The sequence below is a fragment of the Agromyces laixinhei genome (genome assembly GCF_006337065.1).
Taxonomy (GTDB): domain Bacteria; phylum Actinomycetota; class Actinomycetes; order Actinomycetales; family Microbacteriaceae; genus Agromyces; species Agromyces laixinhei.
Window position 1 is genome coordinate 1,696,859 of record NZ_CP040872.1, and the last position, 17,618, is coordinate 1,714,476.

Annotated in this window: 17 protein-coding genes; 13 read left to right on the top strand and 4 right to left on the bottom strand. The window is 68.5% G+C overall.

The genetic code is table 11. The annotated features are described in order from the left end of the window. Positions 1 to 6: 6 nt before the first annotated feature. From ilvD to serA, 9 genes are all read left to right on the top strand, one after another. Positions 7 to 1,701, top strand: coding sequence for a dihydroxy-acid dehydratase (gene ilvD, locus FHG54_RS07985; RefSeq protein ID WP_139416802.1), 1,695 nt, complete (start codon positions 7 to 9; stop codon positions 1,699 to 1,701). A gap of 44 nt (positions 1,702 to 1,745) precedes the next feature. Next, positions 1,746 to 3,554: an acetolactate synthase large subunit gene (locus FHG54_RS07990; protein ID WP_139416803.1), complete on the top strand. Its 1,809-nt coding sequence runs from the start codon at positions 1,746 to 1,748 to the stop codon at positions 3,552 to 3,554. 2 nt (positions 3,555 to 3,556) lie between these two features. Then, positions 3,557 to 4,066 (top strand): acetolactate synthase small subunit, encoded by a 510-nt coding sequence (gene ilvN / locus FHG54_RS07995; RefSeq protein ID WP_139416804.1) that lies wholly within the window; start codon positions 3,557 to 3,559, stop codon positions 4,064 to 4,066. Positions 4,067 to 4,135: 69 nt separating this feature from the next. Beyond that, complete coding sequence (gene ilvC, locus FHG54_RS08000) at positions 4,136 to 5,164, top strand: ketol-acid reductoisomerase (protein ID WP_139416805.1); 1,029 nt, start codon at positions 4,136 to 4,138, stop codon at positions 5,162 to 5,164. 188 nt (positions 5,165 to 5,352) lie between these two features. Continuing rightward, the gene (locus tag FHG54_RS08005) at positions 5,353 to 6,093 is read left to right on the top strand and encodes a copper homeostasis protein CutC (protein ID WP_139416806.1); all 741 of its coding nucleotides are present in this window, start codon (positions 5,353 to 5,355) and stop codon (positions 6,091 to 6,093) included. Then, positions 6,090 to 7,130, top strand: coding sequence for a hypothetical protein (locus tag FHG54_RS08010; protein WP_139416807.1), 1,041 nt, complete (start codon positions 6,090 to 6,092; stop codon positions 7,128 to 7,130). The genes FHG54_RS08005 and FHG54_RS08010 overlap by 4 nt, the downstream gene beginning before the upstream one ends. Before the next feature lie 26 nt (positions 7,131 to 7,156). Next, positions 7,157 to 7,633, top strand: a complete 477-nt coding sequence (locus tag FHG54_RS08015) for a DNA polymerase III subunit gamma/tau (RefSeq protein ID WP_139416808.1) — start codon at positions 7,157 to 7,159, stop codon at positions 7,631 to 7,633. A gap of 1 nt (position 7,634) precedes the next feature. Then, entirely contained in the window at positions 7,635 to 8,024 is a 390-nt protein-coding gene (locus tag FHG54_RS08020; RefSeq protein ID WP_139416809.1) for a hypothetical protein, read from the top strand. Between the two features lie 135 nt (positions 8,025 to 8,159). Then, positions 8,160 to 9,749, top strand: coding sequence for a phosphoglycerate dehydrogenase (gene serA, locus FHG54_RS08025; protein WP_139416810.1), 1,590 nt, complete (start codon positions 8,160 to 8,162; stop codon positions 9,747 to 9,749). Positions 9,750 to 9,757: 8 nt separating this feature from the next. Here the strand turns inward: serA and FHG54_RS08030 are convergent, their stop codons facing one another. Then, on the bottom strand, positions 9,758 to 10,321 hold the full coding sequence (locus FHG54_RS08030) for a TetR/AcrR family transcriptional regulator (RefSeq protein WP_139416811.1): 564 nt from the start codon (positions 10,319 to 10,321) through the stop codon (positions 9,758 to 9,760). Between the two features lie 189 nt (positions 10,322 to 10,510). On the opposite strand from FHG54_RS08030, the gene FHG54_RS08035 reads away from it, so the two are divergent. Beyond that, on the top strand, positions 10,511 to 12,061 hold the full coding sequence (locus tag FHG54_RS08035; RefSeq protein ID WP_139418358.1) for an MFS transporter: 1,551 nt from the start codon (positions 10,511 to 10,513) through the stop codon (positions 12,059 to 12,061). 47 nt (positions 12,062 to 12,108) lie between these two features. On the opposite strand, the gene FHG54_RS08040 is transcribed toward FHG54_RS08035, so the two are convergent. Continuing rightward, complete coding sequence (locus FHG54_RS08040; RefSeq protein ID WP_139416812.1) at positions 12,109 to 12,357, bottom strand: DUF6458 family protein; 249 nt, start codon at positions 12,355 to 12,357, stop codon at positions 12,109 to 12,111. A gap of 377 nt (positions 12,358 to 12,734) precedes the next feature. On the opposite strand from FHG54_RS08040, the gene FHG54_RS08045 reads away from it, so the two are divergent. Continuing rightward, positions 12,735 to 13,799 (top strand): 3-isopropylmalate dehydrogenase, encoded by a 1,065-nt coding sequence (locus tag FHG54_RS08045; RefSeq protein ID WP_139416813.1) that lies wholly within the window; start codon positions 12,735 to 12,737, stop codon positions 13,797 to 13,799. A gap of 25 nt (positions 13,800 to 13,824) precedes the next feature. After that, positions 13,825 to 14,940: a branched-chain amino acid aminotransferase gene (locus tag FHG54_RS08050; RefSeq protein ID WP_139416814.1), complete on the top strand. Its 1,116-nt coding sequence runs from the start codon at positions 13,825 to 13,827 to the stop codon at positions 14,938 to 14,940. A 183-nt stretch (positions 14,941 to 15,123) separates the two neighbouring features. Here FHG54_RS08050 and FHG54_RS08055 read toward each other — a convergent pair whose 3' ends face one another. Continuing rightward, positions 15,124 to 15,690, bottom strand: coding sequence for a dihydrofolate reductase family protein (locus tag FHG54_RS08055; protein WP_139416815.1), 567 nt, complete (start codon positions 15,688 to 15,690; stop codon positions 15,124 to 15,126). A gap of 241 nt (positions 15,691 to 15,931) precedes the next feature. On the opposite strand from FHG54_RS08055, the gene FHG54_RS08060 reads away from it, so the two are divergent. After that, positions 15,932 to 17,203 (top strand): HNH endonuclease signature motif containing protein, encoded by a 1,272-nt coding sequence (locus FHG54_RS08060; RefSeq protein ID WP_168197146.1) that lies wholly within the window; start codon positions 15,932 to 15,934, stop codon positions 17,201 to 17,203. On the opposite strand, the gene FHG54_RS08065 is transcribed toward FHG54_RS08060, so the two are convergent. Next, entirely contained in the window at positions 17,179 to 17,607 is a 429-nt protein-coding gene (locus FHG54_RS08065) for a RidA family protein (RefSeq protein ID WP_139416817.1), read from the bottom strand. The two genes, FHG54_RS08060 and FHG54_RS08065, sit on opposite strands and share 25 nt — an antisense overlap. Positions 17,608 to 17,618: the final 11 nt, after the last annotated feature.

Genomic DNA, 17,618 nt, shown 5'->3' on the forward strand with positions numbered 1-17,618 from the left:
CGATGCATGTCGGAGTTCGATCCCAAACCTCGTAGCCGCACCGTCACCGACGGTATCGAAGCCATGACCAGCCGCGGCATGCTCCGTGCGGTCGGCATGGGAGACGCCGACTGGGACAAGCCGCAGATCGGCATCGCGTCCTCCTGGAACGAGATCACGCCCTGCAACCTCTCGCTCGCCCGCCTCGCACAGGCTGCGAAAGAGGGAGTGCACGGCGGGGGCGGCTACCCCCTGCAGTTCGGCACCGTCTCGGTCTCCGACGGCATCTCGATGGGCCACGAGGGAATGCACTTCTCGCTCGTCTCCCGCGAGGTCATCGCCGACTCCGTCGAGGTCGTCATGCAGGCCGAACGGCTCGACGGTTCGGTGCTGCTCGCCGGGTGCGACAAGTCGATCCCCGGCATGCTCATGGCCGCAGCCCGCCTCGACCTCGCCTCGGTCTTCCTCTACGCCGGCTCGATCGCGCCCGGGTGGGTGCGCCTCTCAGACGGCACGGAGAAAGACATCACGATCATCGACTCGTTCGAGGCGGTCGGCGCCGTCAAGGCCGGCACGATGAGCGAGGCCGACGCGAAGACCATCGAGTGCGCATTCGCTCCCGGCGAGGGCGCCTGCGGCGGCATGTACACGGCGAACACGATGGCCTCGGTCGCCGAAGCGCTCGGACTGTCGCTCCCGGGCTCGGCCTCACCGGCATCCGCCGATCGCCGTCGCGACTACTACGCGCACCGCTCGGGCGAGGCGGTCGTCAACCTGCTGAAGCACGGCATCACGGCCCGCCAGATCCTCACCAAGGAGGCCTTCGAGAACGCGATCGCGGTCGGGATGGCCCTCGGCGGTTCGACGAACATCGTGCTGCACCTGCTCGCCATCGCGCGAGAGGCCGAGGTCGACCTCACGCTCGACGACTTCAACCGCATCGGTGCGAAGGTGCCGCACATCGGCGACCTGAAGCCCTTCGGCAAGTACGTCATGAACGATGTCGACCGTCGCGGCGGCGTTCCCGTGCTCATGAAGGCGCTGCTCGATGCGGGCCTCCTGCACGGCGACGTGCTCACGGTCACCGGCAAGACCATGGCCGAGAACCTCGCAGACCTGAACCTCCCGCCGCTCGACGGAGAGGTGCTCCGCACGCTCGACGACCCGATCCACGAGACCGGCGGGCTCACCATCCTGCACGGTTCGCTCGCACCGGAAGGTGCGGTCGTGAAGACCGCGGGCTTCGATGCGGCCACCTTCGAGGGGCCCGCACGCGTCTTCGAGCGGGAACGAGCCGCGATGGACGCGCTCACGGCCGGCGAGATCAAGTCCGGCGACGTGGTCGTCATCCGCTACGAGGGGCCGAAGGGCGGGCCCGGCATGCGCGAGATGCTCGCCATCACGGCGGCCATCAAGGGAGCCGGCCTCGGAAAAGATGTACTACTCTTGACGGACGGTCGATTCTCAGGCGGCACAACCGGCCTCTGCATCGGCCATCTGGCACCCGAAGCGGTGGACGCAGGTCCCATCGCCTTCGTGCGCGATGGTGATCTCATACGGGTCGATATCGCAGCTCGTTCCATCGACCTACTGGTCGACGATGCCGAGCTGGCTGCCCGCCGCGATGGGTGGGCTCCGCTTCCCCCGCGCTATACCCGTGGCGTCCTCGCGAAGTATTCGAAGCTCGTGCGTTCCGCCGCCGAAGGCGCCACGACGGGTTGAGTGCTGCGCTCCCCGCACACACCGTCCACCAGAACAGGAACCGAATGACCACGGAATCCAGTCCCGTGCCATCGCCCGCCACCGTGCCCGCAGGCGCCCCAGTGGAGCTCACCGGCGCCGCAGCGGTCGTCCGTTCACTCGAGATGCTCGGCATCACCGACGTGTTCGGGCTCCCCGGCGGCGCGATCCTCCCCGTCTACGACCCGCTGCTCGACAGCAAGAAGCTCCGCCACATCCTCGTGCGCCATGAGCAGGGTGCGGGCCACGCGGCCCAGGGCTATGCCTCCTCATCGGGCAAGCTCGGCGTCGCCATCGCGACGTCGGGCCCGGGCGCCACGAACCTCGTCACGGCCATCGCCGACGCGCACATGGACTCGGTGCCGATGCTCGCGATCACCGGCCAGGTCTTCTCGAACCTCATGGGCACCGATGCGTTCCAGGAGGCCGACATCGTCGGCATCACGATGCCGGTCACGAAGCACTCCTTCCTCGTGAAGGATGCCTCGGAGATCCCGGCGACCATCGCCGCGGCCTACCACATCGCCACGACGGGCCGCCCCGGGCCCGTGCTCGTCGACATCACGAAAGACGCGCAGCAGGCGACGGCCGTCTTCCGCTGGCCGCCGAAGCTCGACCTTCCCGGCTACCGGCCGATCACGAAGGCGCACGGCAAGCAGGTCACGGCCGCAGCCCAGTTGCTCGCCGAGGCGAAGCGCCCGGTGCTGTACGTGGGCGGCGGAGTCATCCGCTCGGGGGCGTCGGAAGAACTGCTCACGCTCGCCGAGACGACCAACGTTCCCGTGGTGACGACGCTCATGGCGCGCGGCGCGTTCCCCGACTCGCATCAGCAGCACCTCGGCATGCCGGGCATGCACGGCACGGTTCCCGCCGTCATCGCGTTGCAGGAGGCCGACCTCCTCATCGCCCTCGGCGCGCGCTTCGACGACCGGGTGACCGGCAAGTCCGCGCTCTTCGCCCCGAACGCCAAGGTCGTGCACGTCGACATCGATCCGGCCGAGATCTCGAAGATCCGGGTTGCCGACGTGCCGATCGTGGGCGACGCGAAAGACGTGCTCGTCGACCTCGAGGCGGCCTACCGCGAGGTGGTCGCGGGGGAGGCGGCCGCGCCCGACCTCGAGGAATGGTGGGCGACCCTCGACGGGCTGCGCGCGGAGTTCCCGCTCGGGTTCACGACGCCGACCGACGGACTCCTCGCACCCCAGCAGGTCATCCAGCGCATCGGCGAGCTCACCGGGCCCGAGGCGGTCTACGCCGCGGGCGTCGGACAGCACCAGATGTGGGCGGCGCAGTTCATCAAGTACGAGCGCCCCAACTCCTGGCTGAACTCGGGTGGCGCCGGCACGATGGGTTACGCGGTTCCCGCCGCGATGGGCGCGAAGGTCGCCGAGCCCGATCGCGTGGTCTGGGCGATCGACGGCGACGGATGCTTCCAGATGACCAATCAGGAGCTCGCGACCTGCACGTTGAACAAGATCCCGATCAAGGTCGCGATCATCAACAACTCCTCGCTCGGCATGGTGCGCCAGTGGCAGACGCTGTTCTACGACGGCCGGTACTCGAATACCGACCTGAACACGGGACACGACACCGTGCGCATCCCCGACTTCGTGGCACTCGCCGAGGCCTACGGATGTCTCGGCATCCGTGTCACGAAAGAGGAGGAGATCGACGACGCCATCAAGCTCGCGCTCGAGACGAACGACCGCCCCGTGGTGATCGACTTCGTCGTCTCGGCCGACGCGATGGTGTGGCCGATGGTGCCGCAGGGCGTCTCGAACAGCTACGTCCAATACGCTCGCGATCACTCGCCGGCGTTCAGCGAGGAGGACTGACCATGTCGACACACGTGCTCTCACTCCTCGTCGAGGACAAGCCCGGTCTGCTCACCCGTGTCGCGGGCCTCTTCGCCCGGCGCGGCTTCAACATCGAGTCGCTCGCCGTTGGCCACTCGGAGATCGCGGGCCTCAGCCGCATCACGGTCGTCGTCGACGTCGAGACGCTCCCGCTCGAGCAGGTGACGAAGCAGCTGAACAAGCTCGTCAACGTCATCAAGATCGTCGAGCTCGACTCCGCGCAGGCGGTGGAGCGCGAACACCTGCTCATCAAGGTGCGCGTCGACAACACGACGCGCTCTCAGGTGCTCGAGGCCGTCAACCTCTTCCGCGCTCGGGTCGTCGACGTCTCGACCGACGCGCTCGTGATCGAGGTCACCGGCGACTCCGGCAAGACCACCGCGTTCCTCAAGGTGCTCGAGCCCTACGGCATCAAGGAGATCGCCCAGTCGGGCCTCCTCGCGATCGGCCGTGGCGGCAAGTCCATCACCGAGCGCGTCTTCAAGAACTGAATCACGGATGCCGCGGCACGCCCGCCGCGGCATCCGTCAACCTGAACCACACCCAAGGAGAAAAACAGCATGGCTGAGATCTACTACGACAAGGACGCCGACCTCGCGCTCATCCAGGGCAGGAAGGTCGCCGTCATCGGCTACGGCTCGCAGGGTCACGCGCACGCGCAGAACCTCCGCGACTCGGGTGTCGAGGTCGTCATCGGGCTCAAGGAGGGCTCGAAGTCGAAGGCCAAGGCCGAAGAGGCCGGCTTCGAGGTCAAGAGCGTGGCCGACGCCGCTGCGTGGGCCGACGTCATCGTCATCCTCGCGCCCGACCAGTACCAGCGCCACATCTATGCCGAGTCGATCGAGGCCAACCTGGCCGCGGGCAAGACCCTCGTGTTCGGCCACGGCTTCAACATCCGCTTCGGCTACATCGAGGCGCCCGAGGGCGTCGACGTCATCATGGTCGCCCCGAAGGGCCCGGGTCACACCGTGCGTCGCGAGTACGAGGCGGGTCGCGGCGTGCCCGTGATCGTCGCCGTCGAGAAGGATGCATCGGGCACCGCCTGGCCGCTCACCCTCTCGTACGCCAGGGCGATCGGCGGACTCCGCGCCGGCGGCATCAGGACGACCTTCACCGAAGAGACCGAGACCGACCTGTTCGGCGAGCAGGCTGTGCTCTGCGGCGGCGTCTCGCAGCTCGTGCAGTATGGTTTCGAGACGCTCACCGAGGCCGGCTACCAGCCGCAGGTCGCCTACTTCGAGGTGCTCCACGAGCTGAAGCTCATCGTCGACCTGATGTGGGAGGGCGGCATCGCCAAGCAGCGCTGGTCGGTCTCCGACACCGCCGAGTACGGCGACTACGTCTCGGGCCCGCGTGTCATCGACCCGCGCGTCAAGGAGAACATGCAGGCCGTGCTCGCCGACATCCAGTCGGGCGCGTTCGCCAAGCGCTTCATCGACGACCAGGACAATGGGCAGAAGGAGTTCCTCGAGCTCCGCGCCAAGGGCGAGTCGCACCCGATCGAGGCCACCGGCCGCGAGCTCCGCAAGCTCTTCGCCTGGAACGCCTCGAACGACGACGACTACGTCGACGGCGAGGTCGCCCGCTAGGGCGGCGTTCCGGCCCTCGCGGGGGCCTGCTGCGATAGCGAGGAGATCTGCGATTCCGAGGATGCCGGCCCGAGGCGGGCCGCCCTCGCAATCGCGGATCTCCTCGCGTCCGCGTGCCCCCACGGCGAGCGGGCCGGTTGCGGTCGGCCGAAGAGCGTCGCGGCCGCCGAGCGGGTAGCGTGTCGGGAATGTCACGAATTCTCCCGGTCGAGATCGCCGTTCAGGATGTCGCGGGGGTGCGCACAGCATTGGAACACGGCGCTGCACGCGTCGAACTCTGCCAGGCGCTCGGGCTCGGCGGACTCACTCCGTCGATCGGTCTCATCGAGGCCGCCGTCGCCGCGGCGCGAGCGGCGGCCGCAACGAGCTTCGTGCACGTGCTCGTGCGCCCGCGCGGTGGCGGCTTCGTCTACGACGCCGACGAGCTCGACACGATCGACCGCGACATCCGCGCGGCTGTCGCGGCAGGTGCCGACGGCGTCGTCGTCGGTGCGCTCACCGACGCGGGTGAGCTCGACCGTTCGCTCGTCCGGCGCTTCGTCGACTCGGCGGCCGGCGGCGACGTCACGGTCCACCGGGCCGTGGACGCGAGTTCCGACCCGATCCACGCGGTCGAGTCGCTCCGAGCACTGGGTGTGCGGCGTGTGCTGACCTCCGGTGGGGCGCCCGACTGTCGCGCGGGCCTCTCCACGCTGCGCCGGATGGCGGCCGAGTCGGGTGAACTCGAGGTCATGGCCGGCGGCGGCGTGCGCATCGCCGACATCGTCGATCTCGCTGCTGCGGGGGTCGACGCGGTGCATCTCTCGGCGCGGGGCGTCGCCGCGCGCGGCGGTGCCAGCGGTCCGGGCGGCGGCGTCGACGGCTTCGACATCACCGACGCCGACCTCGTGCAGGCGGCCGTCGCCGCCGCTGCCGTCGCCATGCGATGACGATCGCACCTCCGCCCGTTCCGGTCCTGCTTCCGCAGGAGCCGGACGACGCGGAACGGGGCGGGGGCACCGACGGGATCCTCCGCGCGGCCGTGCATCTCGCCGCGCGAAGCATCCTCATCGGGGCTGGGGTCGCGCTCGTCGGTGTGGTGCTCGGCTTCGCGTTCGACGTCGTGCGGACGACTCCGGTGCTCCCGGTGATCCCCATCGCTGCGACCGCCGGTGGTGTCGGCGGGGCCGCGCTGCTCGTCGTGTGCCGGGCGCTGCGATGGCCCGCGGCGACCGAGACGTTCGTCGTGCCGCTCGGCGGCGCGACGCTCTCGCTGCCGATGCTCGCGGTCTTCACGGCGGGCCCGTTGACGGTCGCGGCTCCCGTGGCGTGGTGCTGGGCGGCCACTGCGCTGCTCGCTCCGGCGGTGGCGCTCTGGTGGGAGCGTTCGCGCCCGCGCGGCTCTTGGTCGCGAGTGCTCGTTCAACTGCTCGTCGCGCTGGGCCTCGCGGGCGGCATGCTCGTGCTCGCGGTCGTGCTCTTCATCTCATCGACGGCATCGGCGTGGTTCCCGTTCGCCGCTGATGCTGGTGCTCCGGGCCCGCCGGTGTACACAGAGCCGCCCCGGGCGCCGGATGCCGCGCTTCCGTCGCTCGACGAGGCACGCCGTCAGTTCGCGGCCCTCGCCGACGCAACGGCCGCGGCTGCCGGCTCCACGGCGATCTGGTCGACCGCGACGCCGCTCGCGGTCGTCGAGGAAGCGTGTCCGGGAGGTACCCGGATGCGTCTCGGCGGTGAGTTCACGACCGGGGTGATCACCGACACGACGAGCGACGAACACGATCGCGAAGTGACCGACGACAACGTCGCGGCGGCCGCCCGCATCGTCGCGGCCTGGCAGGTCGTCGGGCTCGGCCCCGTCGAACGACTCCACGACGAACCGATCGTGAGCGGCGGATCGCTCGGCGGCGTGGAGTCGGCGAAGATCGACTTCGAGTTCGGCATCGTCCTGCCGAGCGCGGAAGGCACGTGCATTCCCGTTCTCTGAACCGCTGGCTCGGTAATGTGGTGGGCATGCCCCGTGACCCCGACGACGACGATGCGCTGCGCTGGGAGGGCGACGACGACCCCACGCTCGCGCCCGGTTGGAAGGCAGTGGGTGCGCCGGCCGCGGCCGCCTCGCTCGACGAGCCACGCGACGAAGCCGCGCACAACGGAGAGGGCGTGCGCGATTCCGCCGACGAGCCCGAGCCGACGGATGCCGCGTCGGCGACCTCATCGGTCGAGCTCGTCGCCCTCGGGGTTCTCGGCGGCGTCTTCTTGCTCTATGCAATCGGTTGGCTGGTCGCGGCGCTCGGCGAACAGCCGTTCTTCGACGACCCCGTCGCGCAGTTCATGTACGCGCTCGGCAGTTGGTTCGCCGTGCTCGCGGCGCCGTTGTGGTTCGGCGCGGTGCTCTGGCTCGCATCCGGCCATCGACGGGCACGCCTCATCTGGCTGATCATCGGCGCCGTGCTGCTCCTTCCCGTTCCGTTCCTGCTGCGAGGTTGAGATGACCGAGGCATCCGTACCCACCGGACCGACCGCCCCGGTCGCCGACACGCCCGCGGCCCGGCCGGCCACGCCGCTCTGGCTCGCGATCACGATCGCCGTGGCCTTCGGGGTCTTCTACGCCTACGACGTGTGGGAGGCGGTCGGCAATCTCGTCGGACTGAACATCACCGCCGCCGAACTCGGCATCGCCATGACGGGTGCCGGGTGGGCGTTGCTCATCGTGGGCGTCGCGGTGCCGTTCCTCGTGTTCGGTTCGGCGTTCTGGCTCGGCCGTCGGCGCGGGCCACTCGCGCAGGCCGTGCTCTTCCTCGCGGGGTACGCCCTCGTGCAGGTGCTCACGGCCGACGTCTCCGCGTACTTCGCGCTCGGCGGACTCGACTTCTCGTGATGCATACGGCGTCACACAACGGATGCCCCGGGCTTGCTCCGGTAGGGTGAACAGGTAGGCGCCCCGACGGCGTGTGGCGCATCCCACCGCAAGTCGCAGTGTCGTGCGCGCGCATCACCCCGAAGGAACCCGTTCGTGTCAAAGCCCGTCGTGCTGATCGCCGAAGAACTCTCGCCCGCCACCGTCGAAGCCCTCGGGCCCGACTTCGACGTCAGGTCCGTCGACGGCACCGATCGTCCGGCGCTGCTCGCGGCGCTGGCCGATGCCGATGCGATCCTCGTGCGATCGGCCACCAAGGTCGACGCCGAGGCGATCGCCGCCGCCCCGAAGCTGAAGGTCGTCGCCCGTGCCGGCGTCGGCCTCGACAACGTCGACATCAAGGCGGCCACCGCTGCGGGCGTCATGGTCGTGAACGCGCCGACCTCGAACATCATCTCGGCCGCAGAACTGACGGTGGGCCACATCCTGAGCCTCGCCCGCCACATCCCCGCAGCTCACGCGGCGCTCGCACAGGGGGAGTGGAAGCGGTCGACGTACACCGGCGTCGAGCTCTACGAGAAGACCGTCGGCATCATCGGTCTCGGCCGCATCGGTGCGCTCATCGCTGCCCGGCTGCAGGCATTCGGCACGAACGTGATCGCCTACGACCCCTACATCACCGCCGCCCGTGCGCAGCAGCTCGGCGTGCAGACCGTGAGCCTCGACGAGCTGCTCGAGCGCAGCGACTTCATCACGATCCACATGCCGAAGACCCCCGAGACCACGGGCATGATCGGCGCCGAGCAGTTCGCCCGCATGAAGCCGACCTCGTTCATCGTCAACGTCGCGCGCGGCGGGCTCATCGATGAAGACGCGCTGCACGATGCGCTCGTCGGCGGCACGATCGCCGGGGCGGCCGTCGACGTCTTCGTCTCGGAGCCGCCGCGCGACTCGCCCCTCCTCGGCCTGCCGAACATCGTCGTGACCCCGCACCTCGGTGCCTCGACCGACGAGGCGCAAGAGAAGGCGGGCGTCTCGGTCGCCAAGTCGGTGCGACTGGCCCTCGCGGGCGAACTCGTGCCAGACGCGGTCAACGTCGCGGGCGGCGTCATCGACCCCTACGTGCGGCCCGGCATCCCGCTCGTCGAGAAGCTCGGCCAGCTGTTCGCCGGCATCGCGAACGGACCGCTCACGAGCCTCGACGTCGAGGTGCGCGGCGAACTCGTCGATTTCGATGTGAGCGCCCTGAAGCTCGCCGCCCTGAAAGGCGTCTTCACCAACGTCGTCAGCGAGACGGTCTCGTACGTGAACGCGCCCCTCCTCGCGGAGCAGCGCGGCGTCGACGTGCGCCTCATCACGGCGGCCGAGTCGCCCGAGTACCGCAACGTGATCACGCTCACGGGTGCGCTTGCCGACGGCCGCCAGGTTTCGGTCTCGGGCACGCTCACTGGGCCGAAGCAGATCGAGAAGCTCGTCGGCGTCAACGGCTACGAGATCGAGGTGCCGATCGCGACGACCCACATCGTCGTCGAGTACGTCGATCGGCCCGGCATCGTCGCGGTCTACGGCCAGGAGTTCGGCGACGCCGGCATCAACATCGCGGGCATGCAGATCGCTCGGCGCGAAGCCGGCGGTCAGGCGCTCAGCGTGCTGACGGTCGACTCGCCGGTGCCGGCCGAGGTGCTCGAGCGCGTGCGCGAGGCGATCGATGCGAGCCTCTTCGTCGAGATCGACATCACCGAGTAGGTCGCCGGTCAGCGGCCCGTCTGGGCGATGCGTTCGAGCAGCGCCACGAGTTCGTCCATCTGTGCGGGGCCGATGTCGTCGTCGTCGATCTCGTCGGCATCGACCTCGGCTCGCAAGGCGGAGTGATAGTAGAGACCGTCGCCGATGAGCGTGATCGCCAAGGCGAGGGCGGGGTCGTCGACATGCCGGCTCATCTCTTCGAGCCAGCGCGCTCGCACGGCGTCGATGGCCTCGGCAGCCTGACGGTCGCCACCCTGGGCGAGACGCACGGCGGCGACGAAGCTGTGGTCGAGCGGTGACTCGAGGTCGACCGATGAGCGCACGAAGTACGAAATCGGCCCGTCGGCCGCCGAGTGGATGCGCGCCACGTCTTCGTCGACGAGCCGATGCAGGCGCTCGATCAGGCCGGCGATGAGGGCATGCCTCGAACCGAAGTGGTAGAGCAGGCCGCCCTTCGAGACGCCGGCGGCCCGGGCAGTGGCGTCGAGGGTGGCGGTTCGTTCACCGTCGGCGATGATGATGCGCTCGAAGGCGTCGAGCACTGCTTCTCGGGCGGCGGGCGGGCGACTCATGCTCCCAGTCTGGTCGATGGGGTCGGGATCGACGATGCTTCGCACATGTCTGTTACTATACCAGCTGGACGGTATAGTAACCGGCCCTTGAGATGACGAGCCGAGATGACCGACACCGACCAGACCGACACCGAGCAGACCGCCACCGACCAGACCGACACCGACCTGACCGACACCGACCCGACCGCCATGCATTCCGCCGTGACGAACACCGCTTCGCACCCCGGCGCACCGACCGCACGCGCGCCCCGTCGCGCGTGGGTCGCCCTCGCGGTACTCATGCTGCCCGTGCTGCTCGTCTCGGTCGACAACACGGTGCTGAGCTTCGCGCTGCCCGCGATCGCGCTCGACCTCGCGCCGACGGCGTCACAGCAGCTCTGGATCATCGACGCGTATCCGCTCGTGCTCGCCGGACTCCTTGTCGCGATGGGCAGCGCGGGCGACCGATTCGGCCGTCGCCGCATGCTCCTCATCGGCTCGGTCGGCTTCGCCGTGCTCTCGATCGTGGCCGCATTCGCCCCGACCGCCGAGGCGCTCATCGCCTTGCGTGCCGCGCTCGGCTTCTTCGGCGCGATGCTCATGCCGTCGACGTTGTCGCTGCTCCGGACCGTCTTCGTCGAGCGCGAGCAGCGACGCCTCGCGATCGCGATCTGGGCCTCCGGGTTCGCCGCAGGGAGCGCGCTCGGCCCGCTCGTTGGCGGAGTCCTCCTCGAGCACTTCCACTGGGGCTCGGTGTTCCTCCTCGCGGTGCCCGTGCTCGTGCCGATGCTCATCCTCGTACCGCTTCTCATCCCAGAGAGCCGTGACCCCGCCCCCGGGCGCATCGACATTCCGAGCACCCTGCTCTCGCTCGCCGCAATGGCGCCCGTTGTCTTCGGCATCAAGTCGCTCGCCACCGAGGGCGTGTCGGGCTTCGGAATCCAGACGATCGTGCTGGGCCTCGTCTTCGCGCTCTGGTTCGTGCGGCGCCAGCTCACGAGCCGCTCGCCGATGCTCGACGTGCGCCTGTTCGGTCAGGGGTCGTTCGGTGGCGCGGTGCTCGTGAACCTCTTCAGTGTCATCGCGCTCGTCGGATTCCTGTACTTCGTGTCGCAGCACCTTCAGCTCATCGCGGGGCTGACCCCGGTCGCAGCCGGGCTCGCCTTGGTGCCGGGCCTCGTCGCGATGATCATCGCCGGCCTCGCCGTCGTGCCGATCGCCCGGCGAGTGCGGCCGCGGGTGCTCGTGCCGATCGCACTGCTCCTGTCTGCGGGCGGGTACGCGGTCATCGCATCCTTCGCGACGGCGGAGTCGATCGCGCCGGTCGTGCTCGCATTCGTGATGCTCGGCGTCGGCATCGGCGCCGCCGAGACGGTCTCCAACGAACTGATTCTCTCGAGCGCGCCGCCCGAGAAGGCCGGGGCCGCCTCGGCGGTCTCCGAGACGGCGTACGAACTCGGCGCCGTGCTCGGCACGGCCGTGCTGGGCAGCATCATCGCCGCACGCTTCAGCGCGGCGATCGAACTGCCTGCATCACTCACGAGCGCACAGGCGGATGCCGCGAGCGAAACGCTTGCGGGCGCGGTCACGGTCGCCGAGCAACTGCCAGGCGCGGCCGGTGCCGAGCTCGCCGCATCCGCTGCTTTCGCGTTCGATGGAGCGGTCGTGGTGACCTCGCTGATCGGCGTCGGACTGATGGTGGCCGCTGCAGTGGTCGCCGCGATCACGCTCAGGAACCCGCGCCCGGTACCCGCGGAGTAACCCCGCACTTCGCGGAGTAGGTCAGTACTCAGCCAGACAGCTCAGCATCATTCAGGCGAGGATGTCTCGTTGCGAGTGATTTGGTCGCCCGTTGCGGGATCGATACTCGTGCGGGAGGTGCTCACGTTGCGACGACGGCGCACCATCAGGACGATGCCGAAGATGATGACGACGACACCCGCGGCCATCAGGATGTAACCGACCATCTGCAGGTCGATCCATTCGACCGTGACGTTGAGCGCGAACGTGAGGATCGCGCCGATGACGACGAGAACGATACCGAGGCCGATGCTCATAAGTCCTGCTTTCGCTCCGGCGGCCGCGCAGGCCGCGCATCTTGAGGCGGATGCCTCGTCCTGACGCCGAGTGTATCGAGCAGCCGCTCCCGTGAACAGCATGGTGGTCGTCAACTCGGATTCGGCCCGAACTGGGGAAGAGGGTCGATGCCATCCTGCGCCGACTGCCGCGCGCCGTGATCGTCTCTGCGGCACACGAAGCACTCGAGGCACTCGAGCGAGTCTCAGCAGGAGCCGCTCGCTCGCTCGATCTCTCTCCGCGAGTGTCGACCAGGTCGCGACTGCCGTCGAGTGCTGCGGCCGCGGGTCGATCCGGCGGGTCGATCCGGCGGGTCGCGGACAGTACGCTGGGAGGGCCGGCGCACGAAGGAGAATTCATGGTGGACACGGTCAGGCTCGCGGTCATTCCCGGTGACGGGATCGGACCCGAAGTCGTCGGGGAGGCCCTGAAGGCGCTGGCCGCGGCGACCGAGGGCTCAGGGATCCGGTTCGAACAGACCGAGTTCTCCTTGGGTGCGGCGCGCTACCTCGCGACCGGCGAGGTGCTGACCGACGACGACCTCGCTTCGATCACGGCACACGATGCGATCCTGCTCGGTGCCGTCGGCGGCACGCCGGGCGACCCGCGCCTCGCGGGCGCGAACATCGAGCGCGGCCTGCTGCTGAGGCTGCGTTTCGAGCTCGACCACTACGTGAACCTGCGACCGACCGTGCTGCACGATGGCGTTGCGAGCCCGCTCGTCGCGCCCGGCGAGGTCGACTTCGTCGTCGTGCGCGAGGGCACCGAGGGTCCCTACGTCGGCAACGGCGGCGCGATTCGCGTCGGCACCCCCGCAGAGGTCGCCAACGAGGTCTCGGTCAACACCGCCTACGGCGTCGAGCGCGTCGTGCGCTACGCGTTCGCGGCGGCATCCGCTCGGCCTCGCAAGAAGCTGACGCTCGTGCACAAGACGAACGTGCTCGTCTTCGCCGGTTCGCTGTGGAAGCGCACCGTCGACGCCGTCTCCGCCGAGTTCCCAGAGGTCGACGTCGACTACCTGCACGTCGACGCCGCGACGATCTTCCTCGTCACAGACCCTGCTAGATTCGATGTCATCGTCACGGACAACCTCTTCGGCGACATCCTCACCGATCTGGCCGGCGCAATCAGCGGCGGCATCGGCCTCGCGGCATCGGGCAACATCAACCCCGACGGCCGATTCCCCAGCATGTTCGAGCCGGTTCACGGCTCAGCACCCGACATCGCCGGCAAGGGCATCGCCGATCCCACGGCCGCGATCCTCTCCGTGGCACTGCTGCTCGACCATCTCGGTCAGGCGGATGCCGCAGGGCGGGTGCGGAGGGCGGTCGTCGCCGACATCGCCGAACGCGGCGACACCCGGCGCACGACCTCCGAGATCGGCGACGACATCGCCGCACGCGTGAGTCGCACTCAGCATTGATCCAGCGCACCGAAGGACACACATCATGACGATCAACCTCCCGCTCCAGGCCCCATCGGCAGCCGGGCTCATCTGGCAGGTCATCCGCAACGAGCAGGCGAAGACGACTGCCGAACGCGAGGCGGTCCTCGCCGACCCCGGCTTCGGCAATCACTTCACCGACCACATGGTCGACATCTGCTGGTCGGAGAAGGGCGGTTGGCACCGCCCGCGCGTCTCGCCGTATGGGCCCATCGCGCTCGACCCGGCCGCTGCGGTGCTGCACTACGCCCAAGAGGTCTTCGAGGGCATGAAGGCCTACCGGCACGCCGACGGTTCGATCCACACCTTCCGGCCGTACGAGAATGCCGCGCGCATGCAGCGTTCGGCGCGCCGCCTGGCGCTGCCCGAACTGCCGAGCGACATCTTCATCGAGTCGCTGAAGCAGATCATCGCGGTCGACGCCGGCTGGGTGCCGAGCGCTCCCGAGACGAGCCTGTACCTGCGGCCGTTCATGTTCGCGAAAGAGGCGTTCCTCGGCGTGCGGCCTGCGAAGAAGGTCAACTACTACGTCATCGCGAGTCCGGCCGGAGCGTATTTCCCGGGCGGGGTCGAACCCGTCAACATCTGGCTCTCCACCGACTACGCACGCGCGGGCAAGGGCGGCACCGGAGCGGCGAAGACCGGCGGCAACTATGCGTCGAGCCTGCTGCCGCAGGCCGAAGCCTACGAGAAAGGATGCCAGCAGGTCGCGTTCCTCGACGACGCAGGCAATCTCGAAGAGCTCGGCGGCATGAACATCGTGCTCGTGAAGCGCGACGGCACGCTCGTCACACCCGAGTCGCCGTCGATCCTCGAGGGCATCACGCGCGATTCCGTTCTGCAGCTCGCTGCCGACCGCGGCCACTCGGTCGAGCGTCGCGCGGTGGCGCTCGACGAGTGGCGCAGCGGCGCCGAATCGGGCGAGATCGTCGGGGCGTTCGCCTGCGGCACCGCCGCGGTCGTCGTGCCCATCGGTCGTCTGCTGGGCACCGACTTCGAGATCGTGCACTCGGGCGCCGAGGCATCAGAGCTCGCACTGTCGCTGCGCCAGGAACTCACCGACATCCAGTACGGTCGCGCCGAAGACCGCCACGGGTGGATGACGCGACTCGACGCGTGACCGACGTCCGCGACACCGAGCCGGTCGTCGCACACTGGTGCGGTCGGGCTCGTCGTGACGTGGAACGACCCGTACCTCGGGATCCGAGGACACCCTGGTGGTATCTGCTTGGGTGAAAGCTGCCTCGCGTCGGGCCGACTTCGGATGAACGCATCCGCTGATCGGTGGACGCACGAGCGGATGTCAGCTGGAGAGGCGGTATCGGAGCAGCGCAACATCGTGGATCGGTCGTTGCTCGATCAGCTGCAGGTGAGATCCCGACCATTGCTCCGGGAAGAGCCGGCGACCGCGCCCGAGCACCACCGGATAGACGAAGAAGCGGAGTTCATTGACGAGCCCCCTCATCAGCAAATCCTGCGCGAGCGTGATCGAACCGGTCAGAACGATGTCCTTCCCGGGTGCTTCGGCCAACGCGCGGACTTCTCGCTCGAGGTCGTCTCCGCCGCGAAGCACCGTGGTGCCCTCCCATTGCGGGTCATCGAGTGAACGTGAGACCACGTACTTGTCGACTCGGTTCAGATGATCAGTGACTCCCGTCGTGTCATCCTTCTGTATCGGCCAGAACCCGCGCATCTCCTCGAACGTGACTCTTCCGACGAGGAATGCGTCTGAAGCGGCCGCGTGTTCGGCAGTGACGGCGGCGAGCTCGCGACCGCGATCGGAGTCCTCGGTCGGATCGAACCACGTGCCATCGTTCTCAACTACTCCGTCGAGCGTCATGTTCTCGGTCACTACAACTCGTCGTGTCATGACTTCAGCCTCCGTCAATCAGGCGGCGATGTCTACGTGCTCGCGCAGTTGTCGCCCGCTGACGCATCCCTGCGCGCACGGCTCTGGGCGGAACGGTGCTCACTCGGTGACACGAACCGTTGCCGGCCATCCCATCTGCAAGCGCCGTCGCGCAGTACTTGCCCGATGCGCAGCGACGGGCTCCACAAGAGTAGTAGCTGAGGACATCTTCGATGTCGGTGGGTGCCTGCACTATGGATGTATGGAAGATGTCTTCGACTCGATGACGGCGACGCCCCTCGCCGTTGAGGCGATGCACGAGTTCGCCGGGGTCGATGCTCGGTTCGACGCCTTCGCAGCGCTCGAGTCCGCGCTCGACGAAGCAGAGACGGCCCGGTTCTCAGCGAACCGGGCGATGGCGGTGCACCTCGATGCCGTGCGTCTCGCGATCGAACTGTCGCGGCGTGATCCGTCGCTCTACCTCCGCCCAGCGGCGGTTGCGGCGCCCGGCGCTGAAGACCTCGCAGTGCGGGCAGCAGCGGCGGAGTTGTCGATGCGGTTGCGCATCCCCGCAGGCACGATCCGCAACCGTGCCCACGAGGCTTCGGTTCTGCAGCGCTGCCTGCCGCTCGTCTGGGAGAGGTTCTCCGCTGGCGTCGCCGACTACTCCGATGTGAGAGTCGCCGTCGATGCCACGAGTGGATTCGCGGCGGGCGACCCGCGCCTGGTCGAGCTCGATGCCGGCCTCGCCGAGGTCATCGGCACGATCACGACTGTGCAACTGCGCCAGCGAGCTCGCACGCTTCGGGCGAGGCTCGAGCGAGATGGGCTCGAGGCCCGGCACACCCGCGCGTACGCGTCGCGACGAGTCGTCATCGAACATGTCGACGACGGCATGGCGTGGGTGAGCCTGCTCACCTCATCGGTCGACGCCGCACGCATCCGGGCCCGGTTGGATGCGACGGCCCAGAGGCTCTCGGGCAGTGCAGACGAGCCGCGAAATCGCGACCAACTGCGCGCAGACACCGCTGTCGCGTGGCTCGTCGGCGACGGCACTCCGACGGCCGCTCGCGTCGAAGTCGTCGTGACAGTGCCGGTGCTCGGCCTTGCAGGAGTTTCCGACCAACCGGCCATGCTCGACGGAGTCGGGCCGATCGATCGCGCGACCGCTCGGCAGCTGTTCGCCGACGCGCCGTCGTTCCTCCGACTGGCGGTCGACCCGATCACGAGTGCCCCGCTTGACCTCGACCGTACGCGATACCGGCCCTCGAACGCGCAGCGCACGTGGCTCGCCGTCACGCACGGCCGATGCACGCGGCCCGGATGCAATCGACTCGCCGTGAGTTCCGATATCGACCACGTTCGCGACTGGCAGCACGGCGGCGCCACCGACCGTGCGAACCTCGCCCCCCTCTGTCGGGGCGATCACCGTCTCAAACACGTCGCGAAGTTCGCCACGGTGAAGCATTCAGATCAGTCCGTCGCGTGGCGAAGTCCGGTCGGGCGGAGCTACACCGGCCCGCCGCCCTTCTGATCGACGACGGCCGCGATCGCTTCGATCTCGACGAGTTGCCCGTCGTATCCGAGCACCGTGACCCCCATCAGTGTGCTCGGCACATCATGTTCGCCGAACGCGTCTCGCACCACACGCCAGACGGCGCCGAGATCCGCACGCTCCGTCGACGCGACGAGTATACGGGTGCTGATGACGTCGTCGATCGTCGCGCCGGCAGCGGCGAGGGCACCGATCATCGTCTCGATGCAGATCGTGGCTTGACCGGCGTAGTCGCCGACTGCGGCAGTCGCGCCATCACTGCTGAGCGGGCATGCGCCGGCCAGGAAGATCAACCGCGCATCCTTCGGCGCAGTCGCCGCGTACGCGTACTCGGCGACGGACGAAAGCGTCGACGCTCGGATGAGCTCCACTGATGTCGGCATACACGAATCTT